Genomic DNA, 22,565 nt, shown 5'->3' on the forward strand with positions numbered 1-22,565 from the left:
CCGCCATGAGCACGCCCACCCGCATCACCCACCTCATCGACGGCCAGTCGTGGGCCGGCACCGCCGAGCGCACGTCGCCCGTCTTCAACCCCGCGACCGGTGAGCAGACCGGCGTGCTCGACCTCGCCTCGGCCTCGCTCGTGGACGACGTCGTCAAGAGCGCCGCGAGTGCCTGGGAGGGCTGGGCCGACGCCTCGCTCGCCAGGCGGACCGGCGTGCTCTTCGCCTTCCGGGAGCTGCTCAACGAGCGCAAGGAGGACATTGCGGCGCTCATCACGGCCGAGCACGGCAAAGTGCTCTCCGACGCGCTCGGCGAGGTGAGCCGCGGCCTCGAGGTCGCCGAGTTCGCCTGCGGCATACCGACGCTCATGCGTGGCGGCTTCTCCGAGAACGCCTCGACGAACGTCGACGTCTACTCGATCCGCCAGCCGCTCGGTGTCGTCGCGGTCATCTCACCGTTCAACTTCCCGGCCATGGTGCCGATGTGGTTCATCCCCGTCGCCATCGCGTGCGGCAACGCCGTCGTGCTCAAGCCCTCGGAGAAGGACCCGTCGGCGGCCCTCGCGATCGCGGCGCTGTGGAAGGAGGCCGGGCTGCCCGACGGCGTCATGCAGGTCGTCAACGGCGACAAGGAGGCGGTCGACGCCCTGCTGACCCACCCGGACGTCAAGTCGGTGTCGTTCGTCGGCTCGACCCCGATCGCGAAGTACGTCTACGAGACGGGGACGGCGAACGGCAAGCGCGTCCAGGCCCTCGGCGGCGCGAAGAACCACATGCTCGTCCTGCCCGACGCCGACCTCGACCTCGCGGCCGACGCGGCCGTCAACGCCGGCTTCGGCTCGGCGGGGGAGCGGTGCATGGCGATCTCAGCGCTCGTCGCGGTCGAGCCCATAGCCGACGAGCTGATCACCAAGATCAAGGACCGGATGGGCAAGCTCGTCACCGGTGACGGCACGCGCGGCTGCGACATGGGCCCGCTCGTCACGTCGCAGCACCGCGACAAGGTGACCTCCTACCTCGATGCCGGGGTGTCCGAGGGGGCGACGCTCGTCGTCGACGGGCGCCGGGACGACTACGACTCCGACGGTGAGGGCTACTTCCTCGCGCCGACGCTCTTCGACAACGTCAAGCCGGGGATGTCGCTCTACGACGACGAGATCTTCGGTCCGGTGCTGTCGGTGGTGCGAGTCCACTCCTACGACGAGGGGCTCGAGCTCATCAACAGCAACCCCTACGGCAACGGCACGGCCATCTTCACCAACGACGGTGGGGCGGCCCGCAAGTTCCAGCGCAACGTCGAGGTCGGCATGGTCGGCGTCAACGTGCCGATCCCCGTGCCCGTCTCCTACTACTCCTTCGGCGGGTGGAAGAACTCGCTCTTCGGCGACACCCACGCCCACGGCATGGAGGGCGTGCACTTCTTCACCCGCGGCAAGGTCGTCACCTCGCGCTGGCTCGACCCGAGCCACGGTGGCCTCAACCTCGGCTTCCCCCAGAACGACTGAACCCCAACCCCGACACTCTCGAGAGGAACGACCAACGATGGCCGAGTCCAAGGCCCGCAACACCGACGAGCGCTACAGCAAGCTGACGATCGGTGTCTGTCCTGACCAGTGGGGTGTCTGGTTCCCCGAGGACGACAAGCAGATCCATTGGGAGACGGCGCTCGACGAGATGGCCGAGGCCGGCTTCTCCGTCATGGAGACGGGGCCGTTCGGCTACTTCCCCAAGGACCCGAAGCGGCTGCAGGAGGAGATGGACAAGCGCGGCTTCCAGGTCGTCGCCGGCACCGGCTGGGGCATCCTGCACAAGCCCGAGGCGTGGGACGAGACGGAGAAGACCTTCCGCTCCATCGCGGAGACCCACGCCGCAGTGGGGGCCGAGTACATCGTCCACCTGCCGCCGCTCTTCCGTGACGACAAGACGTGGGAGTTCACCGACGACCGCGTCCTGTCGACGGAGGCGTGGAATGCCTACATCTCGAACGCCGACCGCCTCGGTCGCATCATGAAGGAGGACTACGGCCTCAAGATGGTGCTGCACCCGCACGGCGACAGCCACATCGAGACGCCCGAGGACATCGACCGCGTCTTCCAGGCGACGGACCCCGACTACGTCGGCTTCTGCCTGGACACGGGCCACATCGTCTACGGCGGCGGCGACCCGATGGAGCTGTGCCGCAAGTACCCCGAGCGCATCTCCTACGTCCACATCAAGGCGATGGACGAGGGGCTCGTCAAGCAGGCCCACGAGGAGGACTGGCCCTTCGGTCTGGCTGTCGCCAAGGGCTGCTCGGTCGCGCCGCCCGCCGGTGCGCCCGACATGCCGTCGCTCGTCGAGGCCCTCGCCGACCTCGACAAGGAGCTCTACGTCGTCTGCGAGCAGGACATGTTTCCGTGCGACCCCTCCTACCCGCTGCCCAACGCCATCCAGACCCGCGAGTACCTCGCCTCCATCGGCCTCGGCCTCCGCTGAGCCCACCAGTGACGAAGGAGTCACCGCAATGACCGTTCGCATCGGCATGATCGGCCCCGGCGGCATGGGCCAGGCCCACATCGACCGCATCCACACCGTCATCTCAGGCGGACGCGTCGTCGCCGTGAGCGACGTCGACCCGGCCCGCGCTGCCGAGGTGGCCTTGCGGATCGACGGGACGGCCTACGCGTCGTCGGCCGAGCTGATCGCAGCCGACGAGGTCGACGCCGTCATGATCTGCAGCTACGGGCCGGCCCACGAGGTCGACGTCCTGGCGGCGATCGCCGCCGGGAAGCCGGTCTTCTGCGAGAAGCCGCTGACGCCGACGGCCGAGGCCGCACTGCGGATCATGGAGGCCGAGCAGGCGGCTGGGCGGCGTCTCGTGACAGTCGGTTTCATGCGTCGCTTCGACCGCAGCTACCGCCAGATGAAGTCGCTGCTCGACTCCGGCGAGCTCGGTGAGACGCTCATGGTCCACTGCGCACACCGCAACCCCACCGTGCCCGAGCACTACACGTGGGACATGGCGATCAACGACACCGCGATCCACGAGGTCGACACGATGCGCTGGCTGCTCGGCGAGGAGTTCGTCTCGGCGCGCGTCGACAAGCCGAAGAAGACGTCGCTGCGCTTCGAGCACCTCCAGGACCCGCTGGTCCTGATCCTCGAGACCGAGTCCGGGGTGCGCGTCGACGACGAGATCTTCGTCAACTGCCAGTTCGGCTACGACATCCGCTGCGAGGCCGTCGCCGAGAAGGGCACCGTGTCGCTGGCCGACCAGAACGCCATCGAGGTGCGCGATGGCTCGGGCCACCGCAACTCCATCGCCCGCGACCACAACGACCGCTTCTGGGGGGCCTTCGTCACCGAGGTGCAGGAGTGGATCTCGGCGGTCGCGCGCGGCGAGCACACGGGCTCGACGTCATGGGACGGGTATGCCGCCGCGTGCGTCTGTGACGCCGGCGTGCGGGCGCTCACCGACGAAGGCGTCGTCAAGGTCGAGATGATCGCGAAGCCCGACTTCTACGCCTGAGTCCGTCAACGACGTCGAGCCGGTCAGCCTTGATGGAGGCTGACCAGCTCGACGTCGTGCCGCGTTGAGGTCGGCCCGTTCAGAGACCGACAGCCTTCACGCCGTACCTGGCCTGCGCGGAGGTGAAGCCCTCGAACGTCAGCTGGTTGATGAGGCTGCCACGGGAGAAAGCCATCATGTCGAGGTAGGACTGGGCCTTCTTGGCAGCCTGCTCGTTCCAGTTGGCCGAGATGTGGTCCACGGCGAACGTCGCGTCGGCCTTCGAGAACTGTTCGAACTGCAGCTGCTTGATCAGGCCCTTGCGAGAGAAAGCCATCATGTCGAGGTAGGACTCTGCTTTGGAGACTGCCTGCTCCTGCGACACGGTCATCGCGTTCGCAGCCTCCTCAGCGGCTGCCTTTGCTGCGGCGGCTTTGGCTGCGGCTGCCTTTGCCGCGGCAACCTTCGCTGCGGCGGCTTTGGCTGCGGCTGCCTTTGCGGCTGCGGCTTTGTCGGCTGCTGCCTTGTCGGCCGCTGCCTTGTCCGCCGCGGCTTTGTCGGCGGCTGCCTTGTCCGCCGCGGCTTTGTCTGCGGCTGCCTTGTCCGCGGCTGCCGTGTCCACTGATGAGGTGGCGGCCGTCGCGGGCGCCAAGGCCGTATCCGTCGTACTCGAGTTCACGACCGGCGCGGCGGTCGGCGCCGTCTTCGGGTCGCCACCCATGGCGCCGATGGCGATGAAAGCGACCACGATCCCTCCAGCCCAGAGACCAGCTTTCTTGCCCCTGCCCATCTTCGGCTTCGGCATGCCTGACCCAGCCGCAGTGAACGGGGCTCCCTGCGGCGGTGCCCAGGTCGACGACGAGCTCGGTTCACCGTCGGGCGTGGGGTATTGATAGCTGTTGTCGCTCATGGGTGGTACTTCCTTGTGAGTTCCCTGGACTAACAAGGCAGTCTCTGACGCTTTTGTCGGGGTGTCCCCGTTTCGGCAATTCCCATGACAGCAATCCCGCATCCCCCTGCCAGCTGGCAGGCTGCTGCGTCAGCTCGTGATGTCCTTGCCCGCGAACCGGGCCCAGGCGAGCAACCCGAAGAGCACGGCATACGCAAGGTCGACCCGCAGGCCCTGGGCGATGTTGTCCCAGAAGGGCGGGTCGCGGAGCAGGTCGCCGAACGCCATCCACTGGTCGACGAGAAGCCACGGGTGCAGCCACGAGATCTGCGGCACCGAGTCCGCGATCCACGAGAGGATGGTGAAGATCATGAGCGCGACCGTGGCAGCCAGCGGCTGCTCGGTGAGCGTCGAGATGAACAGCCCCACGGCGGCGAGGGCGGCCAGGCCGGCAGCGATGTAGAGGCTGACCAGCACGACCCGCCAGACCGCCGAGCCGAACGAGATCTCGGTGCCCGACAGGGTCAGCATCGGCCCGGTGCCGAAGAGCGCGATCCCGGCGATCGTGCCGGCGAGGACCACGACGGCGACACCCCACACCGCGCCGATCATGAGGGAGAGGTACTTCGTCACCAGCAGCCGGGTCCGCCCCACCGGCACCGTGAGCAGGTAGCGAAGCGTCCCGAGGTTCGCCTCGCCGGCCACCGCGTCGCCCGCCAGCATGGCGATGGCGAGGGGGAGGAACAGCCCCAGCTCGACGCTGAGGGCGGCGAGTGGCACGAACAGCCCGTTGGAGGTGATCGAGGACAGGAAGTCCGGACCACGCCCCTCGCGAGGCGACGAGATCCGCACCGCGACGGCGATGAGGACCGGCACTGCTGCGAGGACGAGCAAGCCCATCTGGTTGCGTCGGCGGCCGGCGATGAGCCGCAGCTCCGACCGCAGCAGCCGGGATGACAGCCGTCGGGACAACGGCACCCGGTCACCTCCCGGGAGGCTCTCGGGAGCGCCGGTCAGAGTCGGTTCAGCCGCTGACATCGAAGCCCTCCCCGGTGAGCGCGACGAACAGGTCTTCGAGGCTGGGACTCGTCACGGTGAACTCCTTGACGCCGACGCCGCCCTCGACGAGCGCGGCCACGATCTTCTCCGGGGCGATGCCGTCCGGCGTCCCGCGGACGCCGCCCGGCACCGCCTCGACACCGACGAGCCCGAGCTCGGACATGATCCTCGCCGCCTCGGTCGGCTGTTCCGTGAGGACCCGGGCCGCTGGCGCCGCCCCTCCGCGGACCTCGGTGGTGGAGCCCTGCGCGACGAGCCGGCCGTCACTCATGACGCCGAGGTGGGTGCACATCTGCTCAACCTCGGACAGCAGGTGGCTCGACACGAAGACCGTCGTCCCGTCCGACGCGAGCGACGCAACGAGGTGGCGCACCTCGCGAGTTCCTTGCGGGTCAAGGCCGTTCGTCGGCTCATCGAGCACGAGGAGCTCCCGTGGGACGAGGAGCGCGGCGGCGATCGCCAGCCGTTGGCGCATCCCCAGGGAGTAGGCGCGGTAGCGCTTCCCCGCGGTCGCCAGGAGGCCGACCCGGTCGAGAGCGGCGTCGATGCGCTGCTTCGCGTCGTGCGGGTTCGCGGTGAGGTCGGCCGCGTCGAGACGTTGGAGGTTGGCGCGGCCCGACAGGTAGGGGTGAAAGGCCGGACCCTCGACGAGGGACCCGACACGGGGAAGCACCATCTGAGAACCTTGCGGGATCGGTTGCCCCAGAAGGGTGCTCGTGCCAGCGGACGGTCGGACAAGACCGAGCAGCATCCGGATCGTCGTCGTCTTGCCCGAGCCGTTCGGACCGAGGAAGCCGTACACCGACCCCCGCGGCACGACGAGGTCGATGCCGTCGACCGCGGCGCGCGCGCCGAAACGCTTCGTCAGCCCCCGGGTCGCGATCGCGAGATCGCTTCCGGGGACTGACGTCCGCAGTGGTTCAAGTGGTCGAGTCACTTCGCTGCCAGGGCGGTGTAGAGCCGGTCGGGCGAGACGGCTCCCACGGCCATCCGGCCGTCGTCCGTCAGGACGAGCGAGAAGAGGGTGCCCTGCAGGACGTGCCCGCTGCCCCAGGTGCCGGACGCGGTCGGGAGGGCCTTGAGTATGCCGTTCAGCTGGGCCGCGCTGTCGGCCGCGGACCCGCCGTCCTTCTGCTGCGAGCTCGGAAGGGTGAACGGTGCCACGACGACCGTGCTCCACCCGGATCCGACGACCTTCGGGGGGCCCTGCATCATGTTCGAGGCGCGGTCGGCGGGCTTGACCGGGGTCGCGTTGGTGCTGGCACCGCCCTTGGGCGCGGTCAGCTGGTCCGACTCGGTGACCGTGGTTCCCGTGGGCGGGGTGAACGCGAACTGCCGAGCGTCGGGCTTGGCGAAGTCGACGGCCGTGAAGCCGACCTCGAAGGCAGGGTTCGTGAGCTTCGTCGAGTAGACCTGCACGCGCAGCGGGATGTGCTCCTGGCTGTCGATCGCGATCCGCACGGACCCGACGAGGGTGGTCTTGTCCTTGGGGGTGAGAACCAGCTCGTACGCGGAGCGGCCCGCGACCGAGGCCGTGCCCGACGTCGTCACCGTGGTGTCCTTGCCCATGAGGGCCAGCGCCGCCCCGGCCGCCTCGTCCGGGGTGCGCGGCGCGCCGGAGGGCAGCGCGCTCGGGACTCCACCCGGGAGCCCGCCGGGCAGGTGGTTGCCGGTCGCCCCAGCACGCGCCTGACCGCTGCTCAGCTTGTGGTGCACCGCCGTCTTGTCCGCGCTGGACCACAGCCAGACGTCCGCGCCGTTGTGGATGACGTCGGACTCGCCGTTGGCGCCGATGAGCGCGAGCCGCTGTCGGGTGGGGCCGTCGAGCCAGATTCGCCAGGTGTGCGTGCCCGAGACGAGGGAGGTCAGCGAGCTGCTGGCCGAGCCGGGGCGCCCAGAGCCCCCGAGCCCAGGCAGGTCGGGCAGCCCGAGGTCCGAGGTCTGCACGACGGTCCCGGAGAGGCTGGAGACATCCGCCGAGCGCACGTCGGCGAGCAGCTGGGCTGCCGTGCGCGACGGCAGACCGCTGTCGGCACTGGCCGTCTGGTTGACGGTGAGGGCCGTGGCGCCGATGACCCCGGCTGCCGCGACGGGCAGGACCCAGCGGGCCCTGGGGTGGTCGATGAAGAGGCGCATGTCCCCATCGTGCGTCCTGCCTGCTGAGAGTCCACTGAGACCACGCGGCCGCATGGCGCCGCCCGACGCGTCCACCCCGTGGCATCGTGGGCGGTGTGCGGGTGCTGCTGGTGGAGGACGAGGCCCGGATGGCCGCCGCCATCGTGCGCGGGTTGACCGCCGAGGGCTTCGTCGTCGACCACGTCGGGGATGGCGAGGCGGGCCTCGAGGCGGCGCGGTTCGGTGCCTACGACGTCGTTGTCCTGGACATCATGCTGCCGCGGATCTCCGGTTACACGGTCGTGAAGACGCTTCGGGCCGAACAGAACTGGGTACCGGTGCTGCTCCTCACGGCGAAGGACGGGGAGTACGACGAGGCCGACGGGCTCGACTACGGGGCGGACGACTACCTGACCAAGCCGTTCTCATTCGTCGTTCTCGTGGCCCGGCTGCGGGCGCTGCTGCGTCGCGACCCGGTGCCGCGTCCCACGGTGCTCGAGGTGGCCGGGCTGACGCTCGATCCGGCCGCCCACCGCGTCGCGGTCGAGGGCTCGGAGGTGTCGCTCGCCCCGCGAGAGTTCCTCCTGCTCGAGCACCTCCTGCGCGCGTACCCCGCCGCCGTCCGGAAGGAGGAGCTCCTCGAGAAGGTGTGGGGGGACCTCGACGACGCGAACGTCGTCGAGGTCTACGTGGGCTACCTTCGTCGCAAGCTGGGCAGGATGCGGATCGAGACCGTTCGCGGCGTGGGCTATCGGATGGCGCCGTGACCGACGAGCCGGTCCGGAGGTCCGTGCGGCACCGGTTCGCCCGGCTGAGCATCAGGGCCCGGCTGCTGCTCGTCGGCCTCGCCGGCCTCGCCGGTGCGCTCCTCATCGGTGGTGTCCTGCTCTACGCCGTCCTCACCGCCTCGCTCGGACGCTCCATCGAGGGCACGGCCCGTGCCAGCGCCCAACAGGTGGCGCTGCTCGTCGACTCGGGCCGGCTGCCCGACCCGGTCCCGGTCTCGGGGTCGCAGGTGGTCCAGGTCCTCGACGCCCAGGGGCGGGTCGTGTCCGGTTCGGTGACGGCCGATCGACTGACCGCCCTCGTGACCCCCGACGAGCTACGTCGTGCCCTCGCAGGCGAGCAGGTGGTCGTCCCGGGCAGCCGTTCCGGACTGTCGGGCCGGCTGCAGGTCGCGGCGGTCCCGGCGGGGCCAGCGGCTCCGACGACACCCGCTGCGCCGACGGGCCGCGAGTACTCCGTCGTCGCAGCGGCGCCCACTGCCGACGTAGAGCAGAGCGCCCGAACGCTGCGCACCCTGCTGCTGTGGATCTTCCCGCTGCTGCTTGCCGTGCTGGCGGTCATCGCCTGGCGCGTCATCGGAGCGGCCCTCTCGCCGGTCGAGGCGCTCCGGCGGGGCGCCGAGCGCATCGACGAGTCGTCCTCGGAGAGCGAGCGCCTGCCCGTGCCGCCGACGCGTGACGAGGTCAGCGCCCTCGCGACGACCCTCAACGCCATGCTCGACAGGATCACGGTCGCCCGGCGCAAGCAGCGCGCCTTCGTGGCCGACGCGGCCCACGAGCTGCGCAGCCCGCTCGCCAGCATGCGCACCCAGCTCGAGGTGGCGCAGCGCCTCGGTGAGGGGGGCGACCTGCCGGCCGAGCTGCTCGCCGACGTGGACCGCCTGACGATGCTGGTGGACGACCTCCTCCTGCTGGCGCGTGCCGATGACGCCGCCACGACCCGCGAGTCCGCTGCGATCGACGTCGTCGCGCTGCTGTGCGACGTGGCCGGCCGTTACGGCGGCGCCCGCGTCCCGGTGCGCACCTCGCCGACCCTCGCCGGGCGCCAGCTGCAGACGTGGGGGCCGAGGGGTGACGTGACGCGGGCGCTGACGAACCTCGTCGACAACGCTGTCCGGCACGCCCGTTCCCGTGTCGTGCTCGACGCCACCTCGGTCGGACACCAGGTCGAGGTGACCGTCACCGACGACGGCCATGGCGTCTCCGTCGAGGACCGCGAGCGGGTCTTCGACCGGTTCACGAGGCTCGACGAGGCTCGTGACCGGGACAGCGGAGGCAGCGGGCTCGGCCTGCCGATCACCCGGGCGCTCCTGCGGCGCAGTGGCGGCGACGTGCGGCTCGAGGACGCGGGACCGGGTCTGCGTGCCGTCGTCACCCTGCCGGGGGACGGCTGATGCTCGCTGGCGCGCCAGCGGAGACGGCGTTGGCGCTGAGCGTGTCGCCGGTCGGGCCTAGAGTTCAGGGCGTGGCTGACGTGACGAGCGAGCGTGACCGGCTCCAGTACTTCCTCGACCAGCAGCGAGACGCCGTGTTGGCCATCCTCGACGGCCTTGACGAGGCCCAGCTGCACTCGCCGGTGCTTCCGTCCGGCTGGACGCCCATCGGACTCGTTCGGCACCTGGCCGGTGCCGAGGCCATGTGGTTCCAGTGGGTGGTGCTCGGGACCCACCCGGAGGTCACGTGGGACGACGGCATCGAGGACCCGCACGAGCCGAGGGCGCCCTTCACCACCGGGCATTCCAGCGCTGCGGTGATCCAGCAGTACCGCCGTCAGTGCGAGATCTCGAACGACATCCTCCGGTCCGGGGACCTGGATGCGCCTCTGCGCGGCGAGCACGGGCTCGACTGGCCGGGGGAGCCGATCACCGACCTTCGCTGGGTGGCCCTGCACCTGATCGAGGAGACCGCTCGTCACGCCGGCCACCTCGACGCCGCCCGAGAGCTTCTCGACGGCGCCACCGGTCTGGGACCTCGCTGAGCGAAGTGGGAGTCGCGCAGGTCCCGTCTGCCTGACAGCAGGTTTCAGGGCGCGTCGAGCACCTCGTGCAGCTTGGCGGCGAAGGCCTCGGGTTCACCCGTCTGGCCGTACTCGCCGCCCAGGAAGCCGCCGTGGTTGCTGGGGAAGATCGTCAGTGGCCGGCCCAGAGCTTCCGCGAGGGCCGCCGACGTGCGTCCGGTGATCAGGTCTGTCGACTCGATCCCGGCCGCGATGACGATCCGCGCCGGCGCAGAGCGGAGGGCGTCGAGGTCCGGCTCATACCGCGTCACCGCGTTGGAGGCACCGGACAGCATCGGGTCGTCCCGTGAGCCGTCGTCGTCGACCGGTAGACCGAACGACGCGGGGTCGGGCGCGGGTCGGGCGGCATACTCGTCCGTGAACTCGCCCTGCCACATGGTCATGGCCAGGAAGTGCGCCCAGCCGGGGCCGGATCCTCCGGCGTGATAGGTCCGCTGGACAGCCCGCTCGGCGGCGAGGGCGCGCTGGGTATCGGGCAGGACCGCCAGCAGTGGGGGCTCGTGCGCGACGAGGGTGCGCACGTCCTCGGGGTGGGCGGCGACCAGGGCCAGCGCCGTGACGGCACCGCCGCTGCTGGCGAACAGCTCGACCGGTCCCGCGCCGAGGGCCGCGATGAGGGCGTGGAGGTCCTCGGCCTGCAGCTCGGGGTCGTTGTCGGTGCGCCCGTCGTCGCGGACACTACGGCCGAGCCCTCGCGGGTCGTAGGTCACCACCGTCCGCTCCGGGAAGTGCGCTGCAAGGGTGGCGAACCCGGCCGCGACCATGGGCTGACCGATCATGAGCAGGAGTGGTCGGCCGGCCGTCGGCACCGGGCCGTGGACGTCGTAGGTGATCGTCGCCCCCGGTACTCGCAGGGTCCGCGTGGTGGTGGTTGTCATGTCGACAGGGTTGCAGCCCGCCGTCTCACCGGGGTCGCGATACGAGGAACAGCCCTCGGGGCTCCACAGCCGATCTCTCGCAACCCGCAACGAGCAGGGCCCTACTGGTACGGGTCGGTGATGTCGCGAAGGGCAGTCAGGGCCTGCCGCAGCTGGCCCATGAGCTCGGGTCCGAGCTGGGCGTGCCACTCGGCCTCGATGCGCTCCTCCTCGGCGCGCGCGATCGGGAGGACTGCCTCGGCGCGGGGAGTCAGGCGCACCAGTCGTGCTCGGCCGTCAGACGGATCGGGCACGCGCCGGACGTAGCCGGCCCGCTCCAGCTTGTCGACCAGGGCAGTGGCGGTCTGCTTGGCGATCTGGGCGCGCTCGGCGAGGACACTCAGGCGCGTGCCCTCGGGGTCCAGGCCCATCATGAGCCGACTCTGCGCGATGGTCACGTCGTCGAAGCCGGCGTCGTGCACGGCACGGAAGATCCGGTCCGCAGCCGCGCGCGCGGCGATGAACATCAGCAGGCTGCTCGGTAGCTCACGGCTCATCTGACCCCTTGCATAGTCCCATCAACGAACTATAGTAGTTCGATAACGGGACTATCTTAGTGAGCGGGGGACAGCTCATGACCACGACACCCGATGCGAGCGTCGTCGACTTCTGGTTCGACCCGGTGTGCCCCTACTCGTGGACGGCGTCGCGATGGTTGCTGGAGGTCGCCGAGCGTCGCCCGCTGCACGTCCGCCACCACGTGATGAGCCTCTACCTGCTCAACGAGCACCGCAGCGACGTGCCGGCCGACTATCGCGAGCACGTCGAGCGGACCCGCGGGCCGTCCCGGGTCGCGACCGCGGCGGCGACGCAGTTCGGAGAGCAGGTCCTGGGCGGCTTCTACACGGCCTTCGGCGAGATCGTCTTCGACCGGTGGCGGCGCCCCAGCACCGAGGAGTACCACGGGGCGGTGCGCTCCGCGCTGGCCGCGGTCGGTCTCCCGCCCGACCTGGAGGACGCCATGGAGTCGCCGGAGCACGATGACGCCATGCGTCGCAGTCATGACGAGGGCGTCGCGCCGGTCGGAGGCGGGGTCGGCACGCCGATCACCCACATCGATGGCGTGGCGTTCTTCGGGCCGGTCCTCAACGCCATCCCGCGCGGCGAGGACGCGGTCCGCGTCTTCGACGGCGCCCTGCTCCTCGCCGGCTACCCGCAGTTCTTCGAGCTCAAGCGAACCCGCACCCGCCCACCGGTCTTCACCTGAGGAGGACGAGATGACCACGAAGACCATCGCCCGGGCCGATGACGTCTGGGACGCGATCGACGACCAGCGAGCCCGTACTGCCGACCTGCTCGAGCAGCTCACGGCCGACCAGTGGGACCATCCATCACTGTGTGAGGGATGGGCCGTCCGGCACGTCGCCGCCCACCTCACCCTCCAGCAGCAACGCCTGGGAGACTTCGCGACGTTCATCGCGCGCCACCCGCGAATGCTGCGCAGCCTCACCCTGAACGCGACGATCCACGACTCAGCCGTGATCCAGGCGCGCGTGCTCTCGAGCGCGGAGATCGTCGCCCGGATCAGGTCGATGATCGATTCGCGCAAGCACAACGTCGGGGTGACCCCGCTGGAGACGCTCACCGACATCCTCGTGCACAGCCAGGACATGGCCATCCCACTCGGGCTCGACCTCGCGATGCGCCCGGCCTCGGCCACGCTCGCGGCCACCCGCCGCTGGGACACGCGCGACTCGTGGCTCAACAAGGTCTTCCGCCGAATACCGCTCGACGGCTATCGCCTGGCCGCCACCGACACCGACTGGACGCGTGGCGCGGGCCTCGAGGTCGCCGGGCCCATCGCCGCGATCCTGCTGCTGCTCACGGGGCGCAGCGTGGCCCTCGACCGGCTGACCGGCGCGGGCGTCGACGCCCTGCGCCCCGTGGTCTCGAGCTCCTCCTGAACGCGTGCGCCCACGGGAGCCGACCTGACGAGAACGCGGTGGATCGCCGGCAGCTGGTGCCGGCGATCCACCGCGTTCGTGCGCCACGCGGGCGTGACGTCAGTCAGCGATCTGCAGGGCCTTGACCTCGTCACGAGCCGCCACGATCGCGGCGTGCTGGCGGGCGACGACCTCACGGAAGCCGACGCTGAGGTCGGCCTTCTCGGCCTTCTCGTACTCCGAGACCGCGTGGTCCTCACCCGTGACGGCGGCGCCGAGGACGCTGCCCGCGTCGTCACCGGTCAAGGCGTCCTTGAGCGAGATCCAGCCGCGGTGCAAGGCGGCGGCAGCCGACCCGCTCTCGTCGACGTCGTCGCCGTACTCGTGGCCCATCTCGACGATCTCGCGGCGGAAGCCGGCGCGCTGCTCAGCGAGGCGCTGCAGGGTGGTGGCCCACTCGGCGCGGTCGCTGTCACGCAGCTTCTCGGCCGCTGAGGCGAAGCCGTTCTCGCCGTCCTTGAGGGTCTCCACGAGGTCCTTGGCGACCTTGGCGTCGTCCGACATGTGCGCTCCTTCGTTCGGGGTGCTGTACCTCCGGGTCCTACCCGCCGGAGCAGCAGCCCAATCGCCACGTCGCACCCGGCAGGGACGCCGAACGAGTCGCACGAGGGCGCCCGGGCCGGCCGTCGTCAGTCGTCCATCGCCTCGATGCCGAGCTCGGCCAGCTCACCCATCCGCTCGCGGATGTGGCGGACCATCTCTGCCGGAGGGGGCTCCCACCCGATGATCTCCTCGACGACCCGGAGCGGCTCCCTCGTCCGGTAGGAGCGGGTCGGGTTGCCGGGGAAGCGCTTGTCGGTGACGTTGGGGTCGTCCTCGATCGTGCCGAGCGGCTCGACCCGGTAGACGCGTGGGGGACCGTCGCCGCGCGCGAGCTCCGCGGCCAGGGGCGCCCCTTCTCGGGTGGCCGTCACGTAGATGTGCTTGGACTGACGCCCCGAGCCGTAGTTCGACCGCCATCCCGGGGTGAGCAGGTCGCCGGGGCGCACGTCCGCCCTGGTCCCGTGGAAGAACGGGCCCGGGTCGTCGACCACGCGCGGCGTCGGGGCGGGGTCGCGGAGCAGGCTGTCGAGCCGTGTCATGAGCGCAGCAGTTCGACTGCGGCCGTGGGGTGCTCGCGGGTAGCGGCTGAGCACGTCGAGGACGACCGGGTCGGCGCGCTGGGCGGCAGCGGTGACCACGTACTCCGCGACGACGGGGTCATCTCCTCGGGCCAGCTCGGCCGCCCGGGCGGCCTGCGCAGCCGCTCCCAGGATGTGGCGCACCTGCGTCGGCTTCGCCAACGGGTGGAGGTATGCCGCAGCGGCCGCATCACCGGCCGCGGTGGCCGCGTGCCGGGCTGGCTCGGTCGACGCCTCCCTGGCGGCCCGGTGGGCATCGGTTGCCGCGGTCCGCTGGAGGCGGGACCGGGGCGCCCCCTCGACGAAGACCCGGGCAGCGTCGAGCGCTGCTGCCGGGCGGGGGTCCTCGGGGTGCGCCCGCTGGAAGATCACGAGGGCAGGCGCGGCGCACGCGACGGCATACGCGGCGACGGCCCGCAGCTCGTCGATGGTCAACGCGAAGTCACCCGAGCGTGTCTGCATCGCGTCGAGTCTGGCACAACGGCTGGGCCCCGTCCGGGCTCGGCGCGGTCGTCGTCGATGCGACGCGTATCACCGTGGAGCCCGCGCGCCTCTGCTCTGCATGACCCTCTCCACAGTCGGCTCCACCACGCACTACAAGCTCAGCTACGACACCTCTCTGTCGAGCGCTGACGGCCTCCAGCGGGCGCAGGCCCTGATGAACGTGTGCGAGGCGGACTACCGGATCATGTCCGATTGGTTCGGCGGCATCGCGCTGCCGTACTCACTCCCCATCGAGGTCAACATCGTGCCGGGAGGCTACGCCGGCGCCTCATGGGGACCACCCATCTCGCTGCGACCCGGCAACGGGTCGGGGCTCGACGTCGTGCGCTACCTCCTGGTCGCCGAGGTCGTCGAGATGCTCATGCTCGCCCAGAACCGGGGCTGGTTCGCGAGCGACGGCAGCAACGAGGGGTCGGCGGGCGAAGGGCTCTCACGGGTCCTCTCGGCCGAGTTCCTCCGACGGACAAGCCTGGGGTTCAACGAGCCCGGCTTCGACACGGCACGCTTCTGGATCAACAGCGACCGGCTCGACTTCGTCAACACCATCGACGAGCACGACCACGCCCCGGACGAGAAGAGCGGGTGCGCGACGCTCTTCATCAACTACCTGTCGTACCAGCTCGGCTACGACATCAAGCGGGTCATCGCCGCTGCTGCGCCCACGCTCGCGGGCGTCTACCGGAACCTCACCGGTCGCAGCGACGACCCCTTCCCGGCCTTCAAGGCGCAGCTCGACGCGCACTTCCCGCGTACCAATCCTGATGGCTCCGTGCACAGCTGGACCATTCCCGGGCCCAACCCCGACAACCCCTACCCCCTGGACTTCTACGAAGGAGCAGTGCCGATGTCCATTCGCATCTACTGGAGGATGAACCCCGGCCGCAACGTGGTGAACCTCAACTGGGGCGCACTGAGTGCCGACTCCGTTGTCGCCGTGGCCGCGAGCGAGTACGTCACCGGTGGTCAGAAGCTCGCCGACAACAGCGCCCAGCGCTTCGTCGGCGCCGCCTCCATCACGGTCGACAACGTGACGCCGCACGGCCCGCCGTTCGACCCGAACCACGGCGTGACCTTCGTGGTGACCGTCGGGTGGGGCTCGCCGCTCAACATCTGCACCGACGTGTCACTCATCCAGAACCAGCCGCAGCAGGTCATCTACATCGGGTCCCAGACGGAGTCCGGTTCCGAGGCCACGCGCGACCAGGCTCTGCAGGGCGTGTCGTCGGACGGGACGAGCGGCGACCCACGCACCTCGTCGTCGGGACCGGTCACCTGGCACAGCGCCACGGTGTCGACCGACGGCGAGCTGACCAGCCAGTCCTCGACCCGGGCGCCGGCCGTGAGCACCGAGGTCGAAGCGGTCTGATCCCCGCTCCGCCGGACGCCTTCCGTCCGGGATCGGTGCCACCATGCCGGGATGACCACCTCCACAGCGGCCACCACCACCTGGCCGCAGGCACTGGCCTGGCGGATCGAGCGACAGCTGCTCGATCCGACCAGGCCCGTGTCCGCGGCCGACGTCGTGCGCCGGCTCGGAGCCGTGCTGTCGATGGACGAGTCACTCGCCGACCTTGCCGTCAGCACCCGAAGCGCGACCGCGCGCCCGGGTGACCTCGCAGCGGCGCTGGCGGACGGCGCGGTGATCAAGGCGTTCGCGTTCCGCGGGTCGATGCACTACCTCGCACCCGAGGACGGTGGCATCTACCTCGCGCTCCGGGCCGCCGGCCGACAGTGGGAGCTGCGCAGCTGGGTGGAGTACTACCGGCTCACACCGGAGGACTGGCCGGACTTCCGCGCGGCGGTTCGCGACGCGCTGGGTGACGGGCCGTTAACGATCGCGGAGCTCAGCGAGACGCTGACGAGGCACACGGCATACGCGCACCTCAGAGGGGTCTTCGACGACGGCGCGGGAACGCTCGTCAAGCCGCTGACGTGGCAGGGGGACATGAGCTTCGGTCCGCCCCGCGACGGCCAGCACACCTTCCAGCGACTCGACGGCAACCCGCGGTGGGCGGGCATCCCCGACCTCGACGAGGCCGGCCCCCGGGCCATCACCGCCTACCTCCGCAGCTACGGACCCGTGACCCTCGACCACGTCCACTACTGGCTCGGCAGCGGACTGAGCGCCGGCCGCCGGCGCCTCGACCGGTGGATCGCAGACCTCGGCGACCGGCTCGTCGCCGTCGACGTCGCGGGCACGACCGCCTACGTCGTGCGCGAGGACGTCGACTCCCTCACGGCCGCGCAGCCCTCGGAGGCCGTGCGCTTGCTGCCCGGGCACGACCAGTGGGTGATGGGTCCGGGCACCAAGGACGTCCACGTCACCCCTCCGGCGCTTCGGGACGCCATGACCCGCAAGGCCAACCCCGTGGTCGTCGGTGGCGTGGTCAGCGGCACGTGGACGAGGCGGGGCGACGAGCTCACGGTCGCCTGGCGGCACGGGTCACGACGACCCGACCGGGCCATCGAGCTGGAGGTCTCCCGCCTCGCCGACATCCTCGGGGCGGACCTGCACGTCAGTCCGCGGTCCTGACCGGCTTGAGGGTCCCGCGCTCGACCGACGAGACGTGACGGCGGTCCAGCTCGACGGCGAGCACCACGAGCACTCCCCACGCGGTTGCCACCGCTCCGCCCGTCCTTCCGAGGCTCGCGCCCAGGTCGGGATAGACGATCGACTCCACTCCCAGCCACGATGCCGTCAACGCGGCCGTCCACGCCGGCAGGCGGCCGGCTGTCACCGCGGCGAGCGCGACCAGAGCCACCACCGCCAGGGCCAGCGACGCCTGCATCGGGTGGTGCGAGACCTCGTTGGTGATGTCCTCCACCTCGGTCGTGTTGGCCACCAACGGCGCGCCGTAGGCCACCGCGGCCGGCAGCCCGAGCAGCGCGAGCGCCGACAGCGCCGGGTCAGGGCGGCGCCACTGCGGCAGACGGCCGCCCCCGAGCCAGGCGACCGACGTCACCGTCAGTGCCAGACCGACGGCGTTCCACGTCTGCGGCCACGAGCCGCGCCACAGCGCGCCGACGAGCACCGCCGAGGTGACCACTCCGAGCTGCGCCAGCGCCACCGGCTCGCCGGGATGAACTGCCAGCCACACCAAGGGGACTGCGACGAGGACGAGGTAGAGCAGGCCCCACCCGGACTCGAACAGGTAGTCCTCATGGAACCGCCCGTCCTGCAGCACCACGACGAGCAGGTCGGTGATCCCGAACCACAGCACAGCCCAGAACACGGCCGCGACCGCAGCGACCACGCGTGCCGCGATGCGTCGTTCACGAGGCACGGTCTCCGTCGTCGTCATCTCGGGCCCCTCTCCACCAGGCATCGGTGCACCCGGCTGTCACGACCGCAGGGCGCGGTCGAGCGTGCTCTTGATCGCCACGGGCCAGGCGTCTTGCGCCGGCACGTTCACGATCTCGGACGGCGACGACATGGCGAGCACCCGGCGCTGCAGGGCGCGCCACGCTCCATCGACCTTCTTCGCATCGACCGCGGCCGGCCACGAGGGCGGCTGGACGTCGACGAGGTCATAGAGCCGCGTCGACATGGCCGGAAGTCGCGAGTAGGCGGTCCACGACCGTGGGTCGAGACTCTCCCTGTTCGTGGCCGGGTCATTGAAACGATCGAGGCCAGCCCACAGGCCGGACAGTTCCGGGTCGCCGACGTCCTTGGGCGGCAACAGCTTCTCCAGGGCCCCGTCCGGGCCGCGGAAGCCGGGCGGGTCGGGGTTCATCACCACGACGGCGCGCGCGTCGGTCTCGTGCCGGCTCGCCCAAGACAGTGCGATGGGGCCGCCCATGCCGAAACCCATCACGACGACGGGACGCGTCAGCCCGAGCGCCGAGATCACCCCGTCGAGGTCGTCGGCGAGGCTCGCGAACGTCTGTCGTTGCGGGACCTGGTCGCTGCGCCCGATCCCGAGACGGTCGTAGACGCAGACCCGGCTGCTGGCCGCGAGGGTCTGCGGGACCGTGCCCCACGCGTCGTCCATCGTCTGGCCGTAGTCGGCCACCAGGATGACCGAGGGACCGCTGCCCGCGCACCTCGCTTTGAAGTGCCGGCCCGCGACGGTGACGTCACGCTCCGGCTCGAGTGACGTGGTCGCCACCACGCCGGGGGTCGACGTGGTCGTATGCCGCGTGCTGGCCGTCGTCGACGCGGTGCCGACCCCGGACGTGCAGCCCGACACACCGAGCGCGAGCGCGACCATGAGACCGGCGGTTCTTCTGCCCAGGTGTGTGGTCGATGTCTGCATGTCGATCTCCCCAGCGAAGTTGGAGGCGTTGCTGTCTCCACTCCGAGGATGACCGTTCACGGCAGGGATGTCTGTGCTTGCAGCGACACAGCCGGCCCGCACCGGTTCGCTCACGTGTCGACGCCGGATCAGCGCCAGAACTCGGCGAGCGACGCTGCCAGGTCCCGGCCCTGGGCGTAGCCGCCTCGGGCGGCAGGCAGTCGCGTCGACGGGTCCAGGGCGTTGGCGCCGAAGACGTCACCGGCGCCGACGTCCGGGAAGACGGTCTCGACCGTGCTGCCGGCCGCGCGCAGCTCGGCGACCTGGGTGGCCAGGTCCATGCCCCACTGGAGGGGCATGCGCGTCCTGCCTCCGAACGGGGAGAGCACGAGCACCCGTCCGTACCCGGCCGCCAGGTCGGCGTTCTCGCTCCGTCGGTAGCCGCCGTTGAGGTAGCGGTGCTCGCCGATGCCGTAGGGCGACATCGCAGAGGTGCTGGCGGCGACGGCATCGACGAGGTCGATGCCGCTGTTGCGATCGAAGACGACCGGCTGCCCGGTGTGTGCGTCGACAGCCGGGATGAGGACGCGCTGCTCCGGCCAGTGCCGACTGGGGAGCCGGGCCGCGACGATGTCGCGCCAGCGGGTGGTGCCGGCACCGTCGGAACCGTCCCTCTCGAGCGCGGCGGCGCCGAGGCGCCGGCGCATGTCGGACGGGTCCTGGGCCGAGGCGATGATGGCGTCCGACCACTCGAGGTAGCTCGACCCGGAGACCTGCGGATCAGGCGCTCGACGGGCCTCGGCGGCTGCGGCCGGTGGCCTGGGCACCTCGGTGAGGATGGCGGCATACAGCTCGGACGGTGCTGTGCCAGAAGTGATCTGGGCGGCAACGGTCGACCCGGCCGATGTGCCGATGATGAGATCGGCCCGGGTGACGTCGACCCCGGCATCGGCCAGACCGGCGACGAGACCGAGCTCCCAGGCGTTGCCTGCTGCGCCGGCGCCGGCGAGTACGAGGGCCCGCTCGTCTGTGTGGTCCGCATGGCCGACGGACGTGGTCGGGGAGCTGCTACGCGGAGCGGGTGAAGGTGTTGTGGTCATGGGAGTCGCCTTTCGGGAGCTGCCAGTCCGGGCTCCCAGTGGCGACTACGCCAGTCGTGCCGTCGGGGACGGCGGGGGAGCACCCGGTGCGGACGCTGCATGCACGGGTTTCACCTCCTGCCAGTCGCTGACGGTCCGTGAAGGGTAGCAAGCACGCGTCGAGGGCCGCATCGGCTTTGGACGGTTGCCGGCTAGGCGCCGGCCAGCTCGGCGACCATCGGGGCCAGGACCTCGGCGGACCCGGCGCCGAGGACGAAGTAGGAGTAGCCGATCTCCTCGCGGCGCCGCCGGACCTCCTCGGCGGCTGCCGCCGGGTCATCCGGGAGGACGGCCAACGAGTCACTCTCTCGCAGCGCGGCCGGATCGATGTCTCGCGCGGACGCCATGAACGGGGCGATGACGTCGCCGACGACGGGGACGTGGAGGGCGAGCTCGACGTCTCCTGCGGCCTGCACGTCGCGTGCCACCTGGGCGATGTCGGCGCGAGTGTCGGTCGGGAGCGTCGCGACCGTGACGGCGTCGGCGACCTCGACGGCGAGCGCTCGGGCGTTGGGACCCCGGACGGCCATGACGACCGGCGTGTGGACATCGGGGCCGTCCAGCTCCCGGAGCGCAGCCACGGTCTCCCGGACCTGACGCAGTCGTGCTCTCGGCGGTGTGACGGGCAGTCCGAGCTCACGGACCTCGTCCTCGATCCCCGGCCGTCCGGTGCCGATGCCCATCTCGAAACGACCCTCGGTCAGCACCGTCATCGAGTGTGCCTCCCAGGCGGTGGTCCGGGCCGGCCGCAGCGGTGACGCGTAGACCCAGGTGCCGACACGCAGGTCCGTGTGGGCCGCTGCCATCGCGAGGGTCGGGGCGGCTGCAGGCTGCCATCGAGGGACGTCCGGCATGAGCAGGGTCGAGAAGCCGCTGTCGGCGATGCGGCGCACCTGGTCCAGCCAGGTCTGCACGTCGGTCAGCACCGGGGCAACGACCCCGAATCGAAATGGTCTGGTCATGACTGCACTCCGTTCGCAACGGTAGGACGCCGGGCTCGTCCCCTGCAGCGGGCGACGACTCGAGCTCTCATGCCTCCAACGAACGAGGTGACCCGGATACGACGGGCGTGGCTCAGCGGGCCCGCCGTCCGGTGTGGACGTTCACGAGGGGACCTTGCGCGTGAACGTGAAGTGGGTGACGCCGCTGGGGGACGAGACCACCTCCACGTCGAAGCCTTCGTCGATCCCCTCGAGACCGTCCCAGACGCGCACGCCGCGGCCGAGCACGATCGGGACCTGGACGAGATGCATGTGGTCGACGAGACCGGCGGCGAGGAAGTCGCGGACGACGGTGGCGCCGCCGCCGATCCGCACGTCCTGTCCGTCGGCTGCTGCGCGAGCGGTCTCGAGCGCCTCGGCCGGGGTCGCCTCGAGGAAGTGGAACGTCGTGCCACCCTCCATCTCGATCGGGGGCCGCACATGGTGGGTGAGGACGTAGACCGGTGTGTGGAACGGCGGGTTCGGGCCCCACCAGCCCTTCCAGTCCTGGTCGTCGGGCCAGCCGGGCGGCCCGAACTTGTTGGCGCCCATGATCTCGGCGCCGATGCCGGGGTCGTGTTGCTGCGCAAAGGCGTTGTCGACTCCAGCCGTCCCGCTCGCGTCCCAGGACTGCGTCGCCATCATCCACTGGTGCAGTCGCTGGCCGGCATGTCCGAAGGGCGCCTCGGCGGACTGCGGCTCGCCGCTGGCGAAGCCGTCGAGGGAGACGGAGAAGTTGTGGATCCGTGTCAGTGACATCGGCGCCCTCTCGGTGGGTGACGGGGCTGTGTGACGGCCGTGCACGCTCGATGCTAGTTCCCGACGACGTGCCCGGACGGCCGGCGGGTCGAAGACTTCCGACGTCTCCCGTCGGGACCACCGGCGGCTCGTGCGGTCACGCGCAGGAGGGAGGGGAGTGTGTCGTCACCGGCACAGACAGCAGGGTGCATGCGGCCCACAGTGGGAGATCGGACGTTCTCGTGACACTGGAGGTGGACCCCGATGAGCACCACGACGGCACCCCGACACCCCACCGGCGCACCCTGTCCGCCCGCATCGAGCCGCGAGGTGCCCGTGCGACACCAGGCACCGTCGCGACGCCGTCATCGTGGAGCGGCAGCGCTCCTCGTCGCTGCTGCCGTCCTGGCGGTGCCGCACCAGGCTGCGGCGCTCGTGCCCATCCCGCCGTCGCCGGTGAGGTTGCCGATCACGCAGGTCGGGCACCTGGTCCTGTCGCTGGCCGAGGAGTACACGAAGGCGCCCCTCCCCAACCGGCGCCGGCTCCACGACGAGATCGTGCTGCTGGTCAACGCAGGTCTGGCGGCGATCTAGACAGCCGTTGCTGGGCCCCGCCGGGCCGGGCCGACCCGCCGG

The 22,565-nt window shown here is 70.6% G+C and carries 24 protein-coding genes; 11 read left to right on the forward strand and 13 right to left on the reverse strand.

The window, feature by feature from the left end:
* Positions 1–5: 5 nt before the first annotated feature.
* The 3 genes from ABD831_RS11030 to ABD831_RS11040 are packed head-to-tail and all read left to right on the forward strand — an operon-like array spanning position 6 to position 3,508.
* A complete protein-coding gene (locus tag ABD831_RS11030) occupies positions 6–1,505 on the forward strand; it encodes a CoA-acylating methylmalonate-semialdehyde dehydrogenase (RefSeq protein ID WP_344945872.1) in 1,500 nt (499 codons plus the stop codon).
* Between the two features lie 37 nt (positions 1,506–1,542).
* Positions 1,543–2,475 carry a TIM barrel protein gene (locus ABD831_RS11035; RefSeq protein ID WP_344945875.1) on the forward strand — a complete coding sequence of 311 codons (933 nt, stop codon included), beginning with the start codon at positions 1,543–1,545 and terminating at the stop codon, positions 2,473–2,475.
* Between the two features lie 28 nt (positions 2,476–2,503).
* A complete protein-coding gene (locus ABD831_RS11040) occupies positions 2,504–3,508 on the forward strand; it encodes a Gfo/Idh/MocA family protein (protein ID WP_344945878.1) in 1,005 nt (334 codons plus the stop codon).
* A gap of 79 nt (positions 3,509–3,587) precedes the next feature.
* Here the strand turns inward: ABD831_RS11040 and ABD831_RS11045 are convergent, their stop codons facing one another.
* The 4 genes from ABD831_RS11045 to ABD831_RS11060 form a co-directional block, all read right to left on the reverse strand.
* Positions 3,588–4,397: an Ltp family lipoprotein gene (locus tag ABD831_RS11045; RefSeq protein ID WP_344945881.1), complete on the reverse strand. Its 810-nt coding sequence runs from the start codon at positions 4,395–4,397 to the stop codon at positions 3,588–3,590.
* Between the two features lie 129 nt (positions 4,398–4,526).
* Positions 4,527–5,414 carry an ABC transporter permease gene (locus tag ABD831_RS11050; RefSeq protein ID WP_344945884.1) on the reverse strand — a complete coding sequence of 296 codons (888 nt, stop codon included), beginning with the start codon at positions 5,412–5,414 and terminating at the stop codon, positions 4,527–4,529.
* The gene (locus ABD831_RS11055) at positions 5,401–6,372 is read right to left on the reverse strand and encodes an ABC transporter ATP-binding protein (protein WP_344945887.1); all 972 of its coding nucleotides are present in this window, start codon (positions 6,370–6,372) and stop codon (positions 5,401–5,403) included. Before ABD831_RS11055 ends, ABD831_RS11050 begins: the two co-directional genes overlap by 14 nt.
* Positions 6,369–7,571 (reverse strand): LolA family protein, encoded by a 1,203-nt coding sequence (locus tag ABD831_RS11060; RefSeq protein WP_344945890.1) that lies wholly within the window; start codon positions 7,569–7,571, stop codon positions 6,369–6,371. The genes ABD831_RS11055 and ABD831_RS11060 overlap by 4 nt, the downstream gene beginning before the upstream one ends.
* Positions 7,572–7,666: 95 nt before the next feature.
* On the opposite strand from ABD831_RS11060, the gene ABD831_RS11065 reads away from it, so the two are divergent.
* From ABD831_RS11065 to ABD831_RS11075, 3 genes are all read left to right on the forward strand, one after another.
* Complete coding sequence (locus tag ABD831_RS11065; protein WP_344945893.1) at positions 7,667–8,317, forward strand: response regulator transcription factor; 651 nt, start codon at positions 7,667–7,669, stop codon at positions 8,315–8,317.
* Entirely contained in the window at positions 8,314–9,729 is a 1,416-nt protein-coding gene (locus ABD831_RS11070) for a sensor histidine kinase (protein ID WP_344945896.1), read from the forward strand. Before ABD831_RS11065 ends, ABD831_RS11070 begins: the two co-directional genes overlap by 4 nt.
* Before the next feature lie 71 nt (positions 9,730–9,800).
* Positions 9,801–10,313, forward strand: coding sequence for a DinB family protein (locus tag ABD831_RS11075; protein ID WP_344945899.1), 513 nt, complete (start codon positions 9,801–9,803; stop codon positions 10,311–10,313).
* Between the two features lie 44 nt (positions 10,314–10,357).
* Here ABD831_RS11075 and ABD831_RS11080 read toward each other — a convergent pair whose 3' ends face one another.
* Positions 10,358–11,230 carry an alpha/beta fold hydrolase gene (locus tag ABD831_RS11080; RefSeq protein ID WP_344945902.1) on the reverse strand — a complete coding sequence of 291 codons (873 nt, stop codon included), beginning with the start codon at positions 11,228–11,230 and terminating at the stop codon, positions 10,358–10,360.
* Between the two features lie 101 nt (positions 11,231–11,331).
* The gene (locus ABD831_RS11085; protein ID WP_344945905.1) at positions 11,332–11,766 is read right to left on the reverse strand and encodes a MarR family winged helix-turn-helix transcriptional regulator; all 435 of its coding nucleotides are present in this window, start codon (positions 11,764–11,766) and stop codon (positions 11,332–11,334) included.
* A gap of 77 nt (positions 11,767–11,843) precedes the next feature.
* On the opposite strand from ABD831_RS11085, the gene ABD831_RS11090 reads away from it, so the two are divergent.
* Positions 11,844–12,476, forward strand: coding sequence for a mycothiol-dependent nitroreductase Rv2466c family protein (locus ABD831_RS11090; RefSeq protein WP_344945908.1), 633 nt, complete (start codon positions 11,844–11,846; stop codon positions 12,474–12,476).
* A gap of 10 nt (positions 12,477–12,486) precedes the next feature.
* Positions 12,487–13,173 (forward strand): maleylpyruvate isomerase family mycothiol-dependent enzyme, encoded by a 687-nt coding sequence (locus ABD831_RS11095; protein WP_344945912.1) that lies wholly within the window; start codon positions 12,487–12,489, stop codon positions 13,171–13,173.
* Between the two features lie 99 nt (positions 13,174–13,272).
* Here ABD831_RS11095 and ABD831_RS11100 read toward each other — a convergent pair whose 3' ends face one another.
* Complete coding sequence (locus ABD831_RS11100) at positions 13,273–13,716, reverse strand: ferritin-like domain-containing protein (RefSeq protein ID WP_344945915.1); 444 nt, start codon at positions 13,714–13,716, stop codon at positions 13,273–13,275.
* A gap of 125 nt (positions 13,717–13,841) precedes the next feature.
* The gene (arr, locus tag ABD831_RS11105; protein WP_344945918.1) at positions 13,842–14,795 is read right to left on the reverse strand and encodes an NAD(+)--rifampin ADP-ribosyltransferase; all 954 of its coding nucleotides are present in this window, start codon (positions 14,793–14,795) and stop codon (positions 13,842–13,844) included.
* A gap of 100 nt (positions 14,796–14,895) precedes the next feature.
* On the opposite strand from arr, the gene ABD831_RS11110 reads away from it, so the two are divergent.
* Positions 14,896–16,203 (forward strand): hypothetical protein, encoded by a 1,308-nt coding sequence (locus ABD831_RS11110; RefSeq protein WP_344945921.1) that lies wholly within the window; start codon positions 14,896–14,898, stop codon positions 16,201–16,203.
* A 51-nt stretch (positions 16,204–16,254) separates the two neighbouring features.
* Complete coding sequence (locus tag ABD831_RS11115; protein ID WP_344945924.1) at positions 16,255–17,370, forward strand: DNA glycosylase AlkZ-like family protein; 1,116 nt, start codon at positions 16,255–16,257, stop codon at positions 17,368–17,370.
* Here the strand turns inward: ABD831_RS11115 and ABD831_RS11120 are convergent.
* From ABD831_RS11120 to ABD831_RS11140, 5 genes are all read right to left on the reverse strand, one after another.
* On the reverse strand, positions 17,354–18,139 hold the full coding sequence (locus ABD831_RS11120; RefSeq protein WP_344945927.1) for a hypothetical protein: 786 nt from the start codon (positions 18,137–18,139) through the stop codon (positions 17,354–17,356). The genes ABD831_RS11115 and ABD831_RS11120 overlap by 17 nt on opposite strands.
* A gap of 39 nt (positions 18,140–18,178) precedes the next feature.
* Positions 18,179–19,093, reverse strand: coding sequence for an alpha/beta hydrolase (locus ABD831_RS11125; protein ID WP_344945930.1), 915 nt, complete (start codon positions 19,091–19,093; stop codon positions 18,179–18,181).
* Between the two features lie 128 nt (positions 19,094–19,221).
* Positions 19,222–20,172, reverse strand: a complete 951-nt coding sequence (locus ABD831_RS11130) for a patatin-like phospholipase family protein (protein ID WP_344945933.1) — start codon at positions 20,170–20,172, stop codon at positions 19,222–19,224.
* Positions 20,173–20,363: 191 nt separating this feature from the next.
* Positions 20,364–21,173 carry an LLM class flavin-dependent oxidoreductase gene (locus ABD831_RS11135; protein WP_344945936.1) on the reverse strand — a complete coding sequence of 270 codons (810 nt, stop codon included), beginning with the start codon at positions 21,171–21,173 and terminating at the stop codon, positions 20,364–20,366.
* A 141-nt stretch (positions 21,174–21,314) separates the two neighbouring features.
* The gene (locus ABD831_RS11140) at positions 21,315–21,950 is read right to left on the reverse strand and encodes a dihydrofolate reductase family protein (protein WP_344945939.1); all 636 of its coding nucleotides are present in this window, start codon (positions 21,948–21,950) and stop codon (positions 21,315–21,317) included.
* A 243-nt stretch (positions 21,951–22,193) separates the two neighbouring features.
* Here ABD831_RS11140 and ABD831_RS11145 point away from each other — a divergent pair, with 243 nt between their 5' ends.
* Complete coding sequence (locus tag ABD831_RS11145) at positions 22,194–22,523, forward strand: hypothetical protein (protein ID WP_344945942.1); 330 nt, start codon at positions 22,194–22,196, stop codon at positions 22,521–22,523.
* Positions 22,524–22,565: the final 42 nt, after the last annotated feature.

Source organism: Terrabacter ginsenosidimutans, from assembly GCF_039539425.1.
Classification (GTDB): Bacteria; Actinomycetota; Actinomycetes; order Actinomycetales; family Dermatophilaceae; genus Terrabacter; species Terrabacter ginsenosidimutans.

What these genes read in the sequence shown, in the direction of transcription:
- ABD831_RS11110 (WP_344945921.1), top strand. Translation starts at nt 14,896, where the DNA reads ATGACCCTCTCCACAGTCGGCTCCACCACGCACTACAAGCTCAGCTAC.
- ABD831_RS11120 (WP_344945927.1), bottom strand. Translation starts at nt 18,139, where the DNA reads ATGACGACGACGGAGACCGTGCCTCGTGAACGACGCATCGCGGCACGC.
- ABD831_RS11145 (WP_344945942.1), top strand. Translation starts at nt 22,194, where the DNA reads ATGAGCACCACGACGGCACCCCGACACCCCACCGGCGCACCCTGTCCG.
- ABD831_RS11045 (WP_344945881.1), bottom strand. Translation starts at nt 4,397, where the DNA reads ATGAGCGACAACAGCTATCAATACCCCACGCCCGACGGTGAACCGAGC.
- ABD831_RS11130 (WP_344945933.1), bottom strand. Translation starts at nt 20,172, where the DNA reads ATGACCACAACACCTTCACCCGCTCCGCGTAGCAGCTCCCCGACCACG.
- ABD831_RS11035 (WP_344945875.1), top strand. Translation starts at nt 1,543, where the DNA reads ATGGCCGAGTCCAAGGCCCGCAACACCGACGAGCGCTACAGCAAGCTG.
- ABD831_RS11135 (WP_344945936.1), bottom strand. Translation starts at nt 21,173, where the DNA reads ATGACCAGACCATTTCGATTCGGGGTCGTTGCCCCGGTGCTGACCGAC.
- ABD831_RS11080 (WP_344945902.1), bottom strand. Translation starts at nt 11,230, where the DNA reads ATGACAACCACCACCACGCGGACCCTGCGAGTACCGGGGGCGACGATC.
- ABD831_RS11125 (WP_344945930.1), bottom strand. Translation starts at nt 19,093, where the DNA reads ATGCAGACATCGACCACACACCTGGGCAGAAGAACCGCCGGTCTCATG.
- ABD831_RS11050 (WP_344945884.1), bottom strand. Translation starts at nt 5,414, where the DNA reads ATGTCAGCGGCTGAACCGACTCTGACCGGCGCTCCCGAGAGCCTCCCG.
- ABD831_RS11100 (WP_344945915.1), bottom strand. Translation starts at nt 13,716, where the DNA reads ATGTCGGACGACGCCAAGGTCGCCAAGGACCTCGTGGAGACCCTCAAG.
- arr (WP_344945918.1), bottom strand. Translation starts at nt 14,795, where the DNA reads ATGCAGACACGCTCGGGTGACTTCGCGTTGACCATCGACGAGCTGCGG.
- ABD831_RS11085 (WP_344945905.1), bottom strand. Translation starts at nt 11,766, where the DNA reads ATGAGCCGTGAGCTACCGAGCAGCCTGCTGATGTTCATCGCCGCGCGC.
- ABD831_RS11060 (WP_344945890.1), bottom strand. Translation starts at nt 7,571, where the DNA reads ATGCGCCTCTTCATCGACCACCCCAGGGCCCGCTGGGTCCTGCCCGTC.
- ABD831_RS11115 (WP_344945924.1), top strand. Translation starts at nt 16,255, where the DNA reads ATGACCACCTCCACAGCGGCCACCACCACCTGGCCGCAGGCACTGGCC.
- ABD831_RS11090 (WP_344945908.1), top strand. Translation starts at nt 11,844, where the DNA reads ATGACCACGACACCCGATGCGAGCGTCGTCGACTTCTGGTTCGACCCG.
- ABD831_RS11040 (WP_344945878.1), top strand. Translation starts at nt 2,504, where the DNA reads ATGACCGTTCGCATCGGCATGATCGGCCCCGGCGGCATGGGCCAGGCC.
- ABD831_RS11030 (WP_344945872.1), top strand. Translation starts at nt 6, where the DNA reads ATGAGCACGCCCACCCGCATCACCCACCTCATCGACGGCCAGTCGTGG.
- ABD831_RS11140 (WP_344945939.1), bottom strand. Translation starts at nt 21,950, where the DNA reads ATGTCACTGACACGGATCCACAACTTCTCCGTCTCCCTCGACGGCTTC.
- ABD831_RS11095 (WP_344945912.1), top strand. Translation starts at nt 12,487, where the DNA reads ATGACCACGAAGACCATCGCCCGGGCCGATGACGTCTGGGACGCGATC.